Genomic DNA, 14,633 nt, shown 5'->3' with positions numbered 1-14,633 from the left:
ATGCAAAAATTTTGCATCTTTTTATTTATGACAATTGGTATACCTCATTTCCATTAAAGTACTATACTATAATAATACTATAGCATTATTTTACAAAAAAATTCATAATATGAAAAAGATGTAAAATAATAAAAATATACAAAATTTAATAGAAGTATTTGTTACTTTATATGAAAATAATTATTTTTTATGGAATAAAAAGTATAATATTATATTAGGAAAAATAAGGAAAATAATTGAGCGTTATGTTAAAATTATTATAATTAATTGATTAATACAATTAGAGTAAAATAAGTTAAATTACTTAATTTGATAATAAAAGGAGGAATGCAATGTTAAAGGTAAGGGGAAATTTTTTGAAAAAAATTATTATAAAAACGGGTTTTATTTGTTTAGTAACTATTACTGTGGTATTTTTGAATAATATCATAGTTAAAGGGGTGGAAAATAAAAAAGAATTAACTAATGTAAATAAAGATTCTTTAAGTTTGCAGGATAGCCATAGTTTTATTATTGATGCACCAGTAAAATGTTATAATGATATAAAAAAATTAAAGCAAGTATCAGATTATAAATTTAAAATACCAGATTTTATTCCAGATGGAAATCGAGTTGTAGCATTTCAGCTTAGAAAAGTTTCAGAAAAATGTAATGCAATAGAAATGTTCTTTGAGAATTCAAATGGAAATTTTGCATTTCAAGCTTTCCAAGGGGATCCAGTTGAAGTTTTAAAAAATATAGAAAGCGATAAAACTAAAACTATAGAAAATTCAAAATTAGAAATACAAAAGGAACCTTTAAAAATAGATGGAGTTACTGGTCTCAGTATTACATTAACAACTACTTTCCCTAAAAGAAAAATAGGTGACAATAACTTTGAAGAAAGTCAAAATATAAGCCAATATTATGTGTGGGAAGATGATAAAGTGTGGTATAGCCTTGAATATTATTCATATTCCAAAAGTGATAAAAATATAAATACATCAATAAAAATTTCACAAGATACAATTTCAAAAATAGTAAAGTCACTTAAATTTCCTGAAGAAATAAAAAATGTTGACTATTCTATAATTAAAGATTTATCCTCAGAAGTGCCTATATTGAATATTTATGATGAAGCTGATTTAGAAGAAGCAAAAAGTATTCTTAAATTTAATCCTAAGTTTCCATTAAAATTAGAAGATGATATTAATATAACAGGTTCAATAGTAGGAGTGTCAAATAATAATGATTCGGAAAAGGGAATTACTAGTTATGAAATAAATAATTTCTATTCAAATAAAAATGGATCAATAACTTTTACGCAGAGAAAAGCTTCAAAACTTTACGATAATATCAAAAATACTGGATATACAAATGATGAAAATAATAAAGTTAAACAAATTAAAGCGGAAGAATTATATATTAATAATATTCAAGTTTTTAAATTCCCACAAGAAGAAGTTGTACCGCAGGTAAATTATCTTTGGAAGGAAAATGACATTTATTATGAATTATCCTTATTTGTAAATATTGATAATTGTGATGATATAGTAAAAGGCTTTATAACATCAAAGCCTTTGCCATAAAAATGAGAATACTTAGTGCAATGAAAAATTTCAGTACAATTTTTTAAAACTGCCCTACAATCTAAATAGGGCAGTTTATTTTGTTATTGTATTTATTTAATTCATGCTTATATTGCTTAATTTTTCCCACAATTCCTTTGTGAACTTATCATCCATTTTAAAATAAACATTTGGTGAGCTATAGTATACATATCCACTTTTCAATAAAGTGAAGGTTATATTTTTGCAGCCATCTTTTAGATCTAAGGTTATTTCTTTGCAATCATTATTATTTCTATAATCGCCTAAGGAAGATTCAATATCTTCTGGTAAATAAGGAGTGGAATTGTATAGTCCTTCCACAAAGGAATCTAATAAATTTTTATCGGTAATTGAATAAAAAGTGTTTGTACCATTATTCCAATCGTTATAGGATTGAAATTTAGCAGATGCTATATTCCCTTTTAAATTAAAATGTCCAAAATAATCTTGGCCATTTTTTAAAGTTAGCCCATTTAGGCATTCATAAAACTCTGGATAATTTGCTCCATTTTCGAGAGTTGTATTAGTCATTATTCTAAAATTCTCGTCATATCCATTAACAGAATATACATCAGTAACGCCAATGTTAGAAGCCAAATTAACGGAATAGTCACTTTGCAGGCTCTGCTCACCTATACTATCAGTGGTAGTTCCAAGCTTAGTACCTAAAAAATTCTTAGCATATTGTGGTAATACTTCTATTGAAGAATGTGTATAAACATTGCCTTTGTATACAATTAGTGGAATCATTTTAGCTCTTATATTTACAGAAGCTTTAGGTATTTCTATTTTAGGGATATAAACTGAATGAATTAATAAAGTTTTATTAGTTGATTTTATAGAACTATTCTCATTTTCCATGCTATTGTTAAAAGGCTCGGTTTCATCCTTACTCTTAATTATATCCTTTGGTGAATTAGAATTAATAGTTTTGGTGGCGTTATTTTCCTCTGAAGAATTTTCTGTTTTAGGAGTTGCTACCTTTTCTTTAGTGTCTGTTATAATATTAGAATTAGAAATTGATTGAACTATACTTTTATCGTTTTTATTTTCATTAATTACATTATTCTCATTTTTCCCGCTAGTTTCTTTATTGTTAGCATTTTTTGAATCATTAAAAACATAATCTTTATCTTCCGGCATGTCCTCTTTAGGAGTATATGCTGTGCTATTTAAATTAGAATTATCAAAAGAAGCTACCATAAATTTAAAACCTATGCCTGTAAATAATATAAATGCTATTGCAGCGGCAGCTATACTTGGTTTAATATGTACCTTTTTGTTATTTTTAGTTAACTTTACAGGATTATTTAATAACTGCTTTTCTAATTCGTTTTTAAATTCATCCCTTGCTTTTATCTTTGAAAAGGAATCTTTAATTTTATTCATATTCAAAATCCTCCTTAAGTATAGCTTTTAGCAATTTTCTTCCTCTGCTAAGCTGCGATCCTATAGTCGATTCCTTAATATTTAAGATATTTGAAATTTCCGAAATACTATATTCTTCGTAATAATATAGAAGAAGTATACTTCTATATTTTAATGGCAGGCTGAGAACAGCATATATTATTTCATTATCTTCCTTTGAAGTATCAATAAAATCCCCTTCTAGGGGAGCTGTTTTTCTAAAATAAGCAGATTTTAATTTATCCTTACTTAAGTTTATGGCAATTCTAAGTAACCAAGCTTTTTCGTGTTCTACATTTTCAAAATTAGGCTGTTTCTCAAGGAACTTTATAAATACATCTTGAGTTATATCTTCTGCATCGCTTATATTTTTCATATAGGAGTATGAAATTCGAATTAACATATCAGAATATGTTTCTATTAAATAATGAATATGATTTTGTTTATCATAAAGTGGTTCGTTCATTTAGATTAACCTCCTTCTAAATGTTAATACGATTAATGAGGTCAAAATTTTGCATCTGTTAAGAAATTATTTATATTAAGGGAAAATTTACGCATATTAACACATCAAAGTCAATAATAAGATAAAATTCTACCATTTACAATAGATTAATTTTAGTAAAAATAGGATTATTTTATTAATATGGACGAAATTTGCGATAAAAAAATATGTAATTATATGGGAAAATGGGAGATTTATAGGTGGAAAGGTGATAAACTCTTATTGATAAGGGGGGATAAAAATGTTAAATCTATCTATTAAACAAAAACAAATAATTGAATATACATTTTTAGCACTTTTATGTTTTAGTTTATATTTCCTAAGCAGACTAAATTTTATCTTATTTCATACTTCGACTAAATTAGTGACAATAGTATTAGGATTCTCATTAATGCTAATTGGATTAGGTACAATTAAGATGAGTAAAAATAATTATTTTCATATTTTAGCTATTATTTTTGGGATTACTGCATTTATTGATTTGCTACATGTTTTATCATTTAAGGGAATAAATCTATTTAATAATGACTTTAATTTATCAATTCAACTGAGTGTTTTGTCTGATTATTATAAATGTATTATGTTAAGTTTATCCATTAGATATATTAATAAAGAATTTAACTGGTATAAGGTTTTTCTGATAAATATATTAATTATAGTCTTTGCAATAGTATGTATGGTAGTACTTGATATTTTTCCTGTCTGTTACGTTGAGGGATATGGCTTTACTTTGTTCCGTAAAATAAGCGAACTAATATGTTCTTTATTTCTCTTAGTTATATTATTTCGGGTAATAAATAGTGAAATTGATATTTTGAAAAAAAATAGACTAGAATTAGTACTAGCAATATGCCTTCAAACATTATCGTATGTATGCTTCGTTTTATATAATAATATTTTTGGAATATTTGGTTTAATAGGTCATATGCTAAATATTTTAGCATATTATTATGGATTTAAAGTAGTATTTAAATCTATAGTAGTAAACCCTTATACTATTCTTTTTCAAAGATTAAATCATAAAGTTATTGAATTAGAGAAAATTAATAAAGAATTAAACAAAGTAAATTATAAAGCTCATAATATGGAAAAATTAAATGAAAAGTTTATTAATCTAATTCCAGATGGAATATTAATAATAAGAGATAAGAAAATTAAATCAGCCAATAATAGGTTTTTAAATATGTTTAGCATTGATAATGAAGAGAAAATAATAAATATGAATTGTAGCGAAATTATTGATAAGCCATATAGAGATATTTTTGAATTTAGAATGAGCAAAATGAACAGAAGTATCCTAGAAAAGCCTCATCAGTATGAAATTGTATGTGGTCAGATAAGGAAATGGGTTGAAATAACTTCTTTAATTGTAAATGATGAAAGTGGAGAATATATAATTTCTGCTATAAGAAATATAGAAGATAGGAAGAAAGCAGAGCAGGCAGAGCGGCTTTTGGAATTAAAGAAAAAAGAAGATATAATGAAAAATGAGTTTTTTACTAACATATCCCATGAATTAAGAACTCCAATAAATGTTATATATTCGGCTCTTCAGGTAGAGAATAGTTATTTGAATAATGATAACACTATGCAGCCAATTATTAAATATAATAAAATCATTAGACAAAACTGCTTAAGGCTTATAAGGCTGGTTAATAATATAATTGATATAACACGGATAGAAACAAGTTTTTTCAAACCAAACTATAGCATTGAAAATATTGTCTCAATTGTAGAGGAAATAACTATGTCAATAGTTGAATACATAGAAAGTAAACATATTAACTTAATATTTGATACTGAAATTGAGGAGGCATATGTAAAGTGTGATTCAGTATTAATTGAAAGAATTATTCTTAACTTATTATCAAATGCAGTGAAATATGGAAAGAATAATGGAAATATAAAAGTTTATATTTGCCAAGAAGAAGAAAATAAAATTTCGATTTTTGTAAAAGATGATGGAATAGGTATTCCAAATGAGATGAGAGAAAAGATTTTCGACAGATTTTTAAAGGTTGATAATAGCTTATCAAGAAAAACAGAAGGAAGTGGAATAGGTCTATCCCTTGTAAAACAACTTGTAGAAATCCATGGAGGAACTATAACCTTTAGTAGTGAATTGAACCTTGGAACTGAATTTAAGATTACTCTACCAATAGTTGATTATTGTATAGAAGCATGTGCAACAATTGAAAAAACTAATAATTATCATAAGAATATAATTGAATCTGCAGAAATAGAATTCTCTGATATATATGATTAACTGTCCTATAGGGGATAGGTGACCTTTGGGCTATACTCTGCTATGAAATTAAGGGATAGTCTAAAGCATGTGTGATAATGAAGAGAATGATAAGGGTTTCCGTGAAATTTATAAATTCAATCCTATTAGCTTTAATTATTAGTATAATTAAAATGTATTAAGAAGAAACATAAAGTAAATAATAATCTTAAAACATCTTTAAATCCATAATACTATATAGCATTTGGAATTTAACAATCTATGAACTAGTTATAAGTAAGAAGGTGTAATTATGTTAAATAAAATCGATAACAAAGATATGGGGAAGAGTAATCTGGGATGGCTTAATAGCTCTTTTCATTTTTCATTTTCTGAATACTATAATCCAAGGAATATTAATTTTGGTGTTCTAAGAGTTTTAAATGATGATATAATACAGCCTAATACAGGTTTTAAAATGCATCCACATAAGGATATGGAAATTGTAACATATGTTATAAATGGGAAGCTTACTCATAAGGATAGTATGGGTAATTTAGGCGAAGTAGCAAGAGGAGAAGTACAATATATGAGTGCCGGAACAGGTATTTATCATAGTGAGTATAACCTTGGGAATAAAGTTCTAAGATTGCTTCAAATATGGATTTTCCCTGACAAAGAAGGATATAGACCAAATTATGGACAATACAACTTTAATTGGAATGATAGAGAAAACAAATGGTTTCATATTGTTAGTAAAGTTGGAGGAAGTGCCCCTATTAAGGTTAATGCAGATACTAATATTTGTGTACTTTACTTAAATAAAGGTAAAGAAGCGGAGTTAAATTTAAAAAATGGAAGGCAGGCTTACCTTGTTCAAATAGAGGGAAAATCAAAAATAAATGAAATAGAATTAAATGAAAAGGATGCTTTAGAAATTATTGAGGAAAATATAAGGATTAAGTCCAATGAAGATTCACATTTCTTAGTAATAGAAATGAATAAAGCAGTGCAAACTTATATATAAAGATTAATTAAAACATATAAGAGGAGATGTAAGGTATGTGCAAAGTATTATATATTAAAGCAAATGCAAAACCAGATGAACAATCAAGAACATTTAAAATATCAGATAGGTTTATTGAAGAATATAAAGCAAATAATCCTAGTCATGAAATTACTGTATTAGATTTATATAAGGAAAACATAAACTTTATAAAACCAGAAGATTTGGAAGTAATATTTGGACCTAAAAATGAAGAAAGCAGAAACCATCCGATATTAAAATATGCATACCAATTTTCAGAGGCTGATAAATATGTAATTGCTGCGCCAATGTGGAATTTAAGTATACCATCAATTTTAAAGGCATACATAGACTATATTAGCATGGTAGGAATTACCTTTAAATATACAGAAAGTGGTGCTGTTGGGCTTTTAGAAAATAAAAAGGCTGTATATATAGCATCCAGGGGAGGTTCGTACTCAGAAACTCCATATGAAATGGATGGCATTTATTTAAGAGGAATTCTAGGCTTTTTTGGGGTTAAAGATATTAAAACTATAGCAGCTGAAAAATTAGATATGCAAGGGGAAGATGTAAATAAAATATTAGAAGATACAATTAATAAAGCAAAAGAAGAAGCGAAGAATTTTTAAAAAATTATGATTAAAGAGAAGTTAAGTAGAAAACTTCTCTTTTTACATTTTATATATTGATGAAAGTATTTTTCAATTTTATAAATATTGAGTTAATTATTAATAATAAAATTTGTAGGAGATGAGCATTTACTTATTTGGTGTTTATATTTAACATACTTTATGTATAATGAATATAAAGGACAAAAAAGAGGGGAATTATTATGAATACTAAAGATATAGAAAAAATGAAAAAACTAATCGAAGAAAAAAAGAAAAAAGGTAGAAAAACAATAAATAATAAAAAAGCTGAAAAGGTTATAGGAAAGGCTTCAAAAGGAGTTAAAGTTGGAAACGGTGGAGGCCTATTTGATAAATAATTAATAAATATATAAATTTTGAGGAATAAATAAACGGTAATAGTACAAGTTCAATGCATAGAGATGTAAGAGACAATAAAAAATTTGAACTTGAGTTATTTAGTGGCGAGTTAATTAAAATGGGAGATGAATTAGGAATACCAATACCTTATAGCAAAAGGCATACGAACAGCTCAATAAATTGCAGCTTAAGGGATAGAATATTGTATATCTAAGGAGGAAAAGCTTAATGATAATAGTAATTTCACCAGCAAAAACTTTAGATTTTGAAAAAATTAATAATACAATACCAATAACAGAACCAAAGTTTTTATGTGAAGCAAGAGAATTAGTTAATGAGTTAAAAGAATGTGAATCTTTTATTTTAGGAAAACTTATGAAAATAAGCCCTAAACTAGCCAAGTTAACTTATGAAAGGTTTCAATGCTGGTCCGAATATTTAGATTCAGCACGACAATGTATAATTTCATTTAGTGGCGATGTATATAAAGGGATAGATGTAGGAAGCTATACTATGGAAGACTTTTTCTATGCAAATGATAATTTAAGAATTTTATCGGGGCTTTACGGTGTTTTAAGACCTTTTGATGGAATTAATTTATTTAGACTAGAGATGGGGATTAAATTCAGTTTTAATAAATATAAAAATTTATATGAATATTGGGGAAATAAATTAATTAATGACATAGTTCAAGATGTTAATAAAAATAAAAATAAAATCCTTATAAATTTAGCCTCATATGAATATTTTAAAACTATAGAAAATATTAAAGAACTAAATGATATTAAAGTCGTAACTCCTATTTTCAAGGAATATAAAAATGGTGAATATAAGATAATATCTATAATGGCTAAAAGGGCTAGAGGACTTATGACTTCATATATAATAAAAAATAAAATAGAAACTATAGATGAGTTAAAGAAATTTAATTGCGAAGGTTATAAATTTAATGAGGAATTGTCAAAAGATTTAGATTTGATTTTTACTAGGGAAAAAAATTATAGCGACTTATAGGAAAGGAGTCTTTAGAATATGGTTGATTTGCTTTTATTAGGTAGTGGTGGAGGAATGCCTATGCCTAATAGATTTTTGTCAGCTACACTATTAAGTTATAAGGGGAGAAAAATTCTTATAGATTGTGGCGAAGGCACTCAGGTGTCTATGAGAATATCAAATGCTGGATTTAAGTCCATAGATGTCATTTGTATAACTCATATTCATGGAGATCATATTGTAGGACTTCCAGGACTTCTTGGTACTATAGGAAACAGTGGAAGAACTGAGCCATTAACAATAGTAGGACCAGAAGGAATAACTGATACAGTTAATAAGTTAAGAGTAATTGCAAATTGGCTGCCTTATGAAATAAATATAATAGAAAATCCACAAGGACCTTTTGCGATTAACTGTGAAGGAGTAAGCTGGGATACACAAATATCTACTTTAGAATTAGATCATTCTGCGCCATGTATAGGGTATTGTTTTTATTTTAAGAGACAGCGTAAATTTAATGTTGAAAAAGCAATGAAATATAATGTACCTAAAATTTTATGGGGAAGGCTTCAAAAAGGAGAAAAAGCAATTATATTAGATGGAATTCATTATACTAATGAGATGGTTATGGGTGATGAAAGGAAAGGAATTAAGATTAGTTTAATAACAGATACGAGACCTATTGAAAGTATCAATAAATTTATTGAAGGTAGTGACTTTTTTATTTGCGAGGGTACATACGGGGCTGATGAAGACTTACCAAAAGCTATTAAGAATAAACATATGACTTTCCGAGAAGCTGCTAATTTAGCACAAAGTGGAAACGTTAAAAGTCTTTTATTAACTCATTTTGGTACAGCAATGACTGAACCGGAAAATTTTTTGAGCAATGCAAGAGAAGTTTTTTTTAATACCATCATTGGGTATGATAGATATAAGACTATTTTAAATTTTCAAGAAGATTAAAATAAGGTAAATTCGCTTAAACGAATTTACCTTATTTTATAAAAATCAGTATCTAATAGCAGCCAGTGATGATAAAAGTATAAAAAAAAGTCCGTAACAAATTAAAGTAATTAAGCAGCAAATAATAATCTTAGGAACTACTTTAAATTTAGGAGATATAGAAATCTGGGTACATAAAAGTATGCCCATTATTCCTAAGACACAAGGAAGAGCACCTCCTAAAGTTATTATTGGAATTAATGCATTTAATACAATGAAAATCCAATTCCATTTTGGCATATCACTAATCGATACAAAATCTTCCCCTGTTGTAACATATTTGCCGTCAAGAGCCAAGTCGATTTTTCTTCCCATATGAACAAAAACAACTTCCTTTGAACCTAATGTAAAATGTGTTTCATTGATTCCAGTTAAAAACTTTGATTTTGCCATTGGTATATCTTGTCCATCTGTAGATAATTTCTTTGAAAATAGTCCCCAAGTATACTTAATATTATAAGTTATATCATCAATATTAAGTTTCCAATTTTTTTGTCCCACTATTATATTCTCCTTTCTAAATTTTACTTTACAGTAAATATTATATAATAAAATATATGGTAGGAAAAGTAATAATTGAAATTATATATATATAATTCCGTTAATTGCATATGATGAGATTTCCCTATCATATAAGGCTTTTATACATTTGGAGGAAAGTTTATTTATGGATCTTTATCTCGATAATGTGATAATTAAGATAGATAAACAGATAAGTGTAGTATAGAAAATGAAAAAAAGTGGAATTTTAACTATCATAATGATATAATAAATCATATTAAAGAAAGGGAAAGGTAATTTCAGAAATGAGAATGTAATCTACAATTAGAATTTTTACAGTATACAAAAAAAGATTTATATATTTAAAGGTTCGTATCTTTTAGTTTTTGTTAACCGCCTTTATTTTATATAATTCAAAGGCCTAATTTAATAGGTGTAATTAGTGTACTTAAAATTATGGAGAGTAGATTATAGTCTATAAGTAATGATTTTACCATGAAACTTCAAAGAATTTCATGAGTTTTGCAGTTTAGCTGTTGAGATGCAGAGGATTTTAAGCTTTGAATAATTTTCTTACTCGGAAATAAGATTAAAAGTAGATGTTCATTATCAAATAATTTATATTTGACATAAACGTATATGTAAAATTTATTTTTATATAAATTGCTAAATATATATGATTATATTAGATAATATAAAATAATTGTATCGAGCTTTTTTCATGAGTTAAGAAATTTTAGGATGCTATCCTGTGAAAATCGTAGTTAAAATTCATTTACTATGTATATAGATATAAGCTCTCTCCTAAAGAAATAGGAGGGATTTTTTTGGTATTAGCAAAATTAAATAATATAAAAAAATATTACGGAGATAGATTAGTTTTAGACATTAAAAATTTTGAAATTTTAGATGGGGATAGAATAGGAATAGTTGGAGAGAATGGTGCGGGAAAAACAACTTTGTTAAAAATATTAGTGAAAAATATTGAACCTGATGAAGGACAAATATTTTTAACTCAAAGTTATGAGTATATAAGTCAATTAGATAATTATATGGGAGAATGTGAAGATAACAAATTAAACAAAATGCTTAATACTCCTACTAAATATGAGGAATTTTTATCTGGAGGGGAAAAAATTAAATTAAAAATATCAAAGGCTTTGAGCGAAAATAAAAAGCTTTTAATAGCTGATGAACCTACTTCTAACTTGGATGAGAAAAGCATAAAGATTCTTGAAGATATGCTTAAAAATTTTAAAGGATCATTGTTAATTGTATCCCATGATAGGGATTTCTTGGATTCCCTATGCAATTATATTGTGGAGATTGATAATGGAAAACTAAAAGTATTCAAGGGAAATTATTCTAAGTATGTTAAGTTAAAAAAACAAGAAAGAATAAGAAATGAATTTGAATACGAAGAATATATCAATGAAAAGAAAAGAATTGAAAAATCTATTTTAGGTAAAGAAGAATTAAGAGAGAGTATAAAAAGAACACCTAAAAGAATGGGGAATTCAGAGGCTAGACTTCATAAAATGGGTGGACAAAAAGCTAAAAAGAATATTGATAATAATATAAAATCATTAAAAAGTAGAATTTTGCATTTAGAAGTTAAAGAAAAGCCAAAAGATATAAGGGAAATTAAAATAAATATTCAGGATGGTAAGGAGATTATTTCTAAAAATATAATTGAAGTTAAAAATCTGAATTTATTTGCAGGTAGTAAGTTATTGCTAAAGGGGGCTAAATTTAAAGTTAAAAAAGGAAGAAAGGCAGCAATAATTGGGGATAACGGCTGTGGAAAAACTAGTTTATTAAAAGAGATATTTATAAACGAGAAGGAAAGCATAAAAGTGGCTAATGGAGTAACTATTGGATATTTTGATCAAAATCAAAGTATATTAATAAAAGAAAAAAGTATTTTAGAAAATGTATCGGAAGGATGTGCTTTTGATCAAGGATTTATTAGGATTAACTTAGATAATTTTGGTTTCAAAGGCGATGATGTTTATAAATTAGTAAGTTCATTAAGTGGAGGAGAAATAGTTAAAGCGGCTCTTTGCAAAATATTGCTTAGTAATAATAATTTGCTAATATTAGACGAACCAACAAATTATTTAGATATTAAAGCCATGGAAGCTTTGGAAAGGGCGTTAATTAATACAGAAAAAACAATAATTCTGGTAAGTCATGATAGAAAATTTGTGGAAAATGTATGTGATTATATAATAGAAATAGAAAATGAATCTATTAAAGAGTTTGACGGAAAATACAAGGAATATATCATAGAAAAGAACAAGCCTATAATTACTACAATTGAGAAGGAAAATAAAGAAAAATTAATGCTTCTTAAGAATAAGCTTTCAGAGATAATTTCACTTTTATCTATTGAAAAAGATTCACATAAAAAACAAGAGTTAGAGAAGGAGTATGCCGAATTACTAAAGAATATAAAAACATTAGAACCTTAAAATCTACATGTAGTTAGTTAAAACTTCAATGTAAACAAGAATTTAAAGGCAAAATTAATAAGAAGTAAAGGTGGATAAGTGTATGAAAAATAGACTTATATTAATAGAAGGTATACCGGGCTCAGGTAAAACGACGATTTCAAAAAAGATAAAAAATTTTTTTACTAATAAAGGTTTTAAAGTAGAATTATATAATGAAGGTGATGCACATCCTGCGGATATGGCATGGAATGCTCTTTTATCAATAGATGAATATAATAATATAATTAGAGAAAACAAAAAAATTGAAAATCTCATAGTAGAAAATAGCATATTTGAAGAAAATTATGTAATAGTTGCATATACCAAGTTAGGATTTCATAGAAAACAAAACAAACTCATGAATTTCTTTGAAGATCATGAAATTTATGATGGCAGAGCTTCCAGCGAGTTTTTTAAGGAAATTCATATAAGGAGATGGAAAGGATTCTTAAAAAGAATGCTAGAAGACAATGAGAAAATGGTGATTTTTGAATGTGCATTCCTTCAAAACCATGTAAATGAACTATTAGCAATGCATGCAAAAGAATTTGATTATATAAAGGAGTATTTAAATGAATTGGCAGGCATAGTTAGAGAACTTAATCCAAAACTCGTTTATCTTAATCAAATTAATATAAAAGAAACAATAAATAGAGTCGCTAAAGAACGTGTAAGTAGTAATAAAGATATTTATCCAGATTGGATTGATGTAACAATTGAGTACTTTGAAAATTCAAAGTACGGAAAGAATAATGGATTATCAGGAATTAATGGATTAATTCAATATTTTGAAAAGAGACAAGAAATAGAACTGGAAATAATCAAGAGCCTGCCAATAGATAATTTAGTAATTAATAATAAGAATTATGATTATAAGAATGTTGAAAATATTATTTTTAATAATCTTTATCAATATAATTAGCAAATATAACAAAAAAAGTGTATAATATTCTAGGAAATTCTATGGTATTGCATAAATAAAGATATACCTTATTATTTTGTTAATTCTTGTAATTAAATTACATTATAACTAAGGAAAAAGGAGACGAAAAAAATGTTTTTTAAAAAGATAATATACGGATTCTATATGGTATGGCTAAGACTCCAAGGATTTAAATTTGAATATATTAAGAAAACAAAAGGTGAGGCAGCTTCTTTAGAGTATATAAAGAAAATAGGTTATAATTGGAGCAAATTTACTATGAATATCATTGGCATAGACCTGGATGTAACAGGTTTAGAAAATATACCTAAAGAAACATGTGTATTTATAGGAAACCACTCAAGCATACTCGATATACCTATATTACTTTATATTACTGATAGAAACCTAGGTTTCATAGCAAAAAAAGAAATGCTAAAGACACCGATAATAGGATATTGGTTAAGAAACAGCAAATGTGTGCCTATAGATAGAGAAAATCCAAGAACAGCAATGGTATCAATTAATGAAGCAATAAAAAATATAAAAGAGGGTAACTCAATGGTCATTTTCCCTGAAGGAACCAGAAATAAAGAAGGAAAAGTAGGACAATTTAAAAAAGGAGCTTTAAAACTTGCAACAAAGTCAAAAGCTCCAATAGTACCTGTAAGTATAGATAGGGCATCTAGAGCTTTTGAAGATAATAGGGAATTTAGGCCAACAAAAATAAAGGTTGTTTTTGGAAAAACTATTGATACAAAGAATTTATCTAAGGAAGATGAAGGAACTTTAGCTGAAGAAATAAGAAATATTATTATTACTAATTTAGAAGAAGCATAATTATATAATATAGGTATGAATAATTAAAGTTGAGGTAGTCTTTAGGGACTGCCTTTTTTTTGAAATTTTATTAATACATTTGATTTAGAATTACCTTGAATTAATTTATATGTTATACTTGATTTGAAATTTA

At 26.5% G+C, this 14,633-nt stretch carries 14 protein-coding genes; 11 read left to right on the top strand and 3 right to left on the bottom strand.

The features are described 5' to 3' along the window. The first annotated feature begins 332 nt into the window (after positions 1-332). Positions 333-1,568 (top strand): hypothetical protein, encoded by a 1,236-nt coding sequence (locus tag COL3_RS14190; RefSeq protein WP_008418019.1) that lies wholly within the window; start codon positions 333-335, stop codon positions 1,566-1,568. Between the two features lie 96 nt (positions 1,569-1,664). Here the strand turns inward: COL3_RS14190 and COL3_RS14185 are convergent, their stop codons facing one another. Further along, positions 1,665-2,978 (bottom strand): hypothetical protein, encoded by a 1,314-nt coding sequence (locus COL3_RS14185; protein WP_008418020.1) that lies wholly within the window; start codon positions 2,976-2,978, stop codon positions 1,665-1,667. Next, a complete protein-coding gene (locus COL3_RS14180; protein WP_008418021.1) occupies positions 2,971-3,462 on the bottom strand; it encodes a sigma-70 family RNA polymerase sigma factor in 492 nt (163 codons plus the stop codon). Before COL3_RS14180 ends, COL3_RS14185 begins: the two co-directional genes overlap by 8 nt. Before the next feature lie 280 nt (positions 3,463-3,742). Between COL3_RS14180 and COL3_RS14175 the strand changes: the two genes are divergently transcribed. The 7 genes from COL3_RS14175 to COL3_RS14150 all read left to right on the top strand — a co-directional run bounded on the left by COL3_RS14175 (position 3,743) and on the right by COL3_RS14150 (position 9,703). Then, entirely contained in the window at positions 3,743-5,767 is a 2,025-nt protein-coding gene (locus COL3_RS14175) for an MASE3 domain-containing protein (protein ID WP_008418022.1), read from the top strand. 271 nt (positions 5,768-6,038) lie between these two features. Further along, positions 6,039-6,752 (top strand): pirin family protein, encoded by a 714-nt coding sequence (locus COL3_RS14170; protein WP_008418024.1) that lies wholly within the window; start codon positions 6,039-6,041, stop codon positions 6,750-6,752. A 35-nt stretch (positions 6,753-6,787) separates the two neighbouring features. Continuing rightward, a complete protein-coding gene (locus tag COL3_RS14165; protein WP_008418026.1) occupies positions 6,788-7,384 on the top strand; it encodes an FMN-dependent NADH-azoreductase in 597 nt (198 codons plus the stop codon). A gap of 203 nt (positions 7,385-7,587) precedes the next feature. Next, complete coding sequence (locus COL3_RS28820; RefSeq protein WP_008418027.1) at positions 7,588-7,743, top strand: hypothetical protein; 156 nt, start codon at positions 7,588-7,590, stop codon at positions 7,741-7,743. A 29-nt stretch (positions 7,744-7,772) separates the two neighbouring features. Then, a complete protein-coding gene (locus COL3_RS14160; protein WP_278286672.1) occupies positions 7,773-7,958 on the top strand; it encodes a ketopantoate reductase C-terminal domain-containing protein in 186 nt (61 codons plus the stop codon). 14 nt (positions 7,959-7,972) lie between these two features. Further along, positions 7,973-8,758, top strand: a complete 786-nt coding sequence (gene yaaA / locus COL3_RS14155; RefSeq protein ID WP_008418037.1) for a peroxide stress protein YaaA — start codon at positions 7,973-7,975, stop codon at positions 8,756-8,758. An 18-nt stretch (positions 8,759-8,776) separates the two neighbouring features. Beyond that, positions 8,777-9,703: a ribonuclease Z gene (locus COL3_RS14150; protein WP_008418038.1), complete on the top strand. Its 927-nt coding sequence runs from the start codon at positions 8,777-8,779 to the stop codon at positions 9,701-9,703. Between the two features lie 45 nt (positions 9,704-9,748). On the opposite strand, the gene COL3_RS14145 is transcribed toward COL3_RS14150, so the two are convergent. After that, complete coding sequence (locus COL3_RS14145) at positions 9,749-10,243, bottom strand: hypothetical protein (protein ID WP_008418039.1); 495 nt, start codon at positions 10,241-10,243, stop codon at positions 9,749-9,751. A gap of 827 nt (positions 10,244-11,070) precedes the next feature. Here COL3_RS14145 and cplR point away from each other — a divergent pair. From cplR to COL3_RS14130, 3 genes are all read left to right on the top strand, one after another. After that, a complete protein-coding gene (cplR, locus tag COL3_RS14140) occupies positions 11,071-12,717 on the top strand; it encodes an ABC-F type ribosomal protection protein CplR (RefSeq protein WP_008418040.1) in 1,647 nt (548 codons plus the stop codon). A gap of 82 nt (positions 12,718-12,799) precedes the next feature. Next, on the top strand, positions 12,800-13,660 hold the full coding sequence (locus COL3_RS14135) for a thymidylate kinase (RefSeq protein WP_008418048.1): 861 nt from the start codon (positions 12,800-12,802) through the stop codon (positions 13,658-13,660). A 132-nt stretch (positions 13,661-13,792) separates the two neighbouring features. Continuing rightward, positions 13,793-14,500, top strand: a complete 708-nt coding sequence (locus COL3_RS14130) for a lysophospholipid acyltransferase family protein (protein WP_008418049.1) — start codon at positions 13,793-13,795, stop codon at positions 14,498-14,500. The last annotated feature ends 133 nt before the right edge of the window (positions 14,501-14,633 follow it).

Origin of the sequence: Clostridium sp. LS, assembly GCF_002760435.1 — a bacterium.
Taxonomy (GTDB): Bacteria; Bacillota; Clostridia; order Clostridiales; family Clostridiaceae; genus Clostridium.
This window is presented reverse-complemented; position numbering and strand designations above follow the sequence as displayed.